Source organism: Acinetobacter sp. YH16031 (assembly GCF_013417335.1).
Lineage (GTDB): Bacteria > Pseudomonadota > Gammaproteobacteria > Pseudomonadales > Moraxellaceae > Acinetobacter.
In genome coordinates this window covers 1-3,731 of record NZ_VPED01000085.1, presented here as the reverse complement: position 1 = coordinate 3,731, position 3,731 = coordinate 1, and the positions used below count along the sequence as shown (strand labels likewise).

The following is a 3,731-nucleotide window of genomic DNA, read 5'->3' as shown; positions in this document are numbered from 1 at the left end:
GGCGTGGTTTGCAGCCTGTCCCTTGCCTCCAAATTTAACGCTGAGGTGATAGGTTGCCACGGTTTCAGCCCTCCGCAGGAGCGCACTGTTTCTCGACGAAGGAGAGAAACATATAAGTGCGCTTCCTTCTAATTTCACGAATTAGAAGGAAGATACCCCCCTGCACCCACCGACCGCAAGCGATATACTGCACGACCACAACACACCGCAAAAAACACCAGGGAGCACCACGAACATGCGCATCAGCAACATCGAATGGCTGAAGAAACGGATCGGATTCATCAGGAAGCTCGGAGAACAGACCGCACGACAGAGACAGATTATTGACCTGCTCGACAACGAAGCAGGACTCACAGAACAGGAACGCAAACTCCTCCACGTACTGGCAACAGCGGAAAAAAACGACTTACAGGCACAGGAGAGCGAACGAAAACAGGCGGTCCAAAAACGAATCGAGGGAAAAAAACAACGACGAGAACGCAATCACCGGCTCTTTCTCGCGGCTGGGCTACTGATCGAAGCAGGACTGGTAGACACAAAAACAGGCGAGCTATGCTATAAAAAAGACAGGATATTACAGGCACTTAAGGAACTTAAGTACGATCTGGAGACATCCCCAAACCCAGACGCGTAAGTGCCTCCATCCGTGTTCCGATTCCCTGGTGCTTCCTCGCTCATTCGCTCGCTACGCTCGGTCATGAGACTGCGGCGAGCACTACCAGCGCAATCATGCGGAAAACAGCACCATTGCTGGGCTGAAAGGAGAAAACCGCCGGAAAGCCCTCAGCTCAAAAAGACGCCGAAAAGGCGCTGTTATCTGATATAGGCTATTTGTGCATTGCCCAATTACGGATCGTATTACGATGTACATTCAGCATCGCCGCAATAGCTTTCTGAGAATATCCATTCTCCAGCATACATAGCGCCATGAAACGCTTGTCATCGTAGGCTTCGCCTTTAGCGATACCACCTTTCCGGCCTCTCTTGGCCTGTATTTCTGGGGTGTGCGTATCAGCCACATACTGTGCGAAAGTTTCCGGCGTGAAGTTCCTGTGCGTGTATTTCGCAATGCTCTTGCCAATAGCCCGACATTCAGGCGGAGAAAGCGGAACGGGAAGCGATGCGTTGTACATTTCGACACGCTGAATCACGGCATCAAGCCACTGTGAGAATGCTGGCCAGCCCTGACGAATCGCCCTGTAAGCCCATTTGCGCGTCATTTCGAACAGATGGCAGTTTCGCCCCATCCCGTAATGTTTATCGATGCTACGGCGCGCTGAGGCGCTCAAATCGAGATAATCAGCCAGTTCATCGAGGGTATAGGCCTCCTCGCGCCACTCCATCACCTGCCATTCCAGGTGGAACGGATTTTTGCAAATCAGTCCGCTGTAGTTCACATCTGCACAAAGTTTCTCACACAGCGAACGTTCAATCGCAGCGGCGTATTTCAGCGCCTTAACCGAGCTGTCCGGCGCGGTTCTCACGGCGATATTGAGTGCGTAGAGCAGGTGAGCATGACCGTTCACAGGATTTTTTACGGTGATGTTCGGCGCGGGAGCGTTCCGGTCGCTCCAGTCAATCGCAGCTCCTACACGGTCAACGTCAAAAACCAGCCAGAACTGCGCATGAGGCTGGTTCTGCTGGATGTACCGCGCAAGAAGCGCACGCCCTTTGCCGGAGATGCGAAGACCAAAAGCGAGATCATCCGTGTGATAGGGACGGTGGGGTAAATTTTCTTCGAAGTATTGAAGCGCGGCGCTCATGTGTTACGATTCCTTCCAGGTTATCGACCGACATCGCCCCTGTATTTTCGTGAAAGTCTTGGCGGATAGACACGAATTTCAGGGGCGTTTGTTTTTCAGTCGCTTACACTACCCCCAACAACAAAACCTGTCGAGCCTTCCCGCAAAAACGATCCATTTACCATAACTCCTGTTGTACGAACCCCTTAAAACGCTCTCAATCGCTTTCTGACGCAAAAAACGCAAAAATACAAGGAAACACCAGGGCAACCCCGAAAAATGCGTCAGAATTATTTTTATGGGGCTGCATAACTATGCACAAAAGTGATTCGCGAACAGTTTCAACCGTTCAGAAGGGCGAATGGGTCAAAACAGCAAATTTTCTCATCCATATCCTTGCATAGATGGATAAAACAGTTCGATATCAGCATCAGACACAATAATTGCCATAGTTCATCCCACCCTCTCTCCAAAGCAACATGACTAAAAAACAGTCTTGGGATAGTTTGTTTTCTGAGCTCCATGTACCCCACCTTTTTAGGAAATCGCTTAAAAGGTTTAGTCTCACAACAACCTGAACACAGCTCTAGATAACATTTATCGAATACAATAAAATACCACTTATAAAATAGGTGGTTTATTTATAAGTAATATTTCTTGACAATATAGGTTCTTAAAATGGAATATATTGATAAATCGACACTAAACAGCAAAGAAAAAATTAGACAAGCAATCGAAAAGAAAATAAGGGAAATAAAAGGTTACACGCCACGAGTCGGTATTTTTGGATCAACTGGCGTAGGTAAATCATCATTATGCAATGCATTATTTGGTCGTGATGTAGCCCCAGTCAGTAACGTCGCTGCTTGCACAAGAGAGATTCAAGAAATTCATATCAAGCCAGAAGATGGAAATGAGGGAGGACTTACGATAATAGACTTTCCTGGTGTTGGTGAAACCTTGGAAAGAGACAAAGAATATTATAATCTATACAAAGAGAATGTTGCAAAGTTAGACCTAGTTGTATGGGTAATAAAGTCTGATGAAAGGGCTTACGCAATTTCTCAAAAGGTATATAACGATATATTGCTACCTAATATAAAAAAATGTCCTGTTGTATTTTTCATAAACCAAATAGATAAAATAGAACCAACAGAAGACGATGAAGGTGAACTTCTTTGGGATAAAAAGAAAAACGAGCCGACAAAAGAGCAGTTAGCTAGTGTAAATGAGAAAATACTAGAAGTAAGTACTGCCTTTTCTGTTCCTGCTTCATACATTATACCTACATCAGTCAAAAGAAAGTTTAATATTTCTAAAGCAATGGAGACAATAATAGACATCCTCCCAAAGGAGAAAAAATATGCTCTCTATCGCGAAGCAGGAGAAGAAATAAAAACAGAAAAAATGGCAGAAAGCGCAGAAAAGGGCGTATGGGACACCATTAAAGAATGGACAGGTGAAGCCTGGGATAACGTAAAGGATGTAGTTGTTGAAGTAGTAGCTGCAACTGTTGTTGCTGCAGGTAAGAAAATACTATCAAAACTTAAATTCTGGTAATTCATTAAGATTCAGGATGATTACTATCCTGAATCTTAGTTATCAACGTTTCTTTTTCCAAGATCGGTTTTATCCGATGTGAACAGCGAACAATTCAAACACCTCACAGAGCGCGTCAGTTTTTCCGGCTCTTACCCGTGACAGTTTTCTCCGCCAGTTTATCTTCCAGTGTCACAACTTTCTGATACAGCCGCCTGCCAGAAATGGGAAGGATTATCCCTGGCCCATTCCGGCATGTTTCCGTGCTCCGTGTATTCCAGATCTTTCCGTTTCGCATACTCCCCTTTGCGCTCGATGTAATCGGCGTGGTTTGCAGCCTGTCCCTTGCCTCCAAATTTAACGCTGAGGTGATAGGTTGCCACGGTTTCAGCCCTCCGCAGGAGCGCACTGTTTCTCGACGAAGGAGAGAAACATATAAGTGCGCTTCCT

At 45.9% G+C, this 3,731-nt stretch carries 3 protein-coding genes and 1 pseudogene; 2 read left to right on the top strand and 2 right to left on the bottom strand.

Annotated features, from left to right (window positions below):
* The first annotated feature begins 235 nt into the window (after window positions 1-235).
* Window positions 236-634 carry a hypothetical protein gene (locus tag FTV31_RS15890; RefSeq protein WP_001560793.1) on the top strand — a complete coding sequence of 133 codons (399 nt, stop codon included), beginning with the start codon at window positions 236-238 and terminating at the stop codon, window positions 632-634.
* A gap of 193 nt (window positions 635-827) precedes the next feature.
* Here the strand turns inward: FTV31_RS15890 and FTV31_RS15885 are convergent, their stop codons facing one another.
* On the bottom strand, window positions 828-1,763 hold the full coding sequence (locus FTV31_RS15885; RefSeq protein ID WP_031612480.1) for a replication initiation protein: 936 nt from the start codon (window positions 1,761-1,763) through the stop codon (window positions 828-830).
* Window positions 1,764-2,420: 657 nt separating this feature from the next.
* Between FTV31_RS15885 and FTV31_RS15880 the strand changes: the two genes are divergently transcribed.
* Window positions 2,421-3,302, top strand: a complete 882-nt coding sequence (locus FTV31_RS15880; RefSeq protein WP_031612478.1) for a GTPase family protein — start codon at window positions 2,421-2,423, stop codon at window positions 3,300-3,302.
* A 188-nt stretch (window positions 3,303-3,490) separates the two neighbouring features.
* Here FTV31_RS15880 and FTV31_RS15875 read toward each other — a convergent pair.
* Window positions 3,491-3,664: pseudogene (locus FTV31_RS15875) on the bottom strand (mobilization protein); the annotation flags it as partial.
* Between the last annotated feature and the right edge of the window lie 67 nt (window positions 3,665-3,731).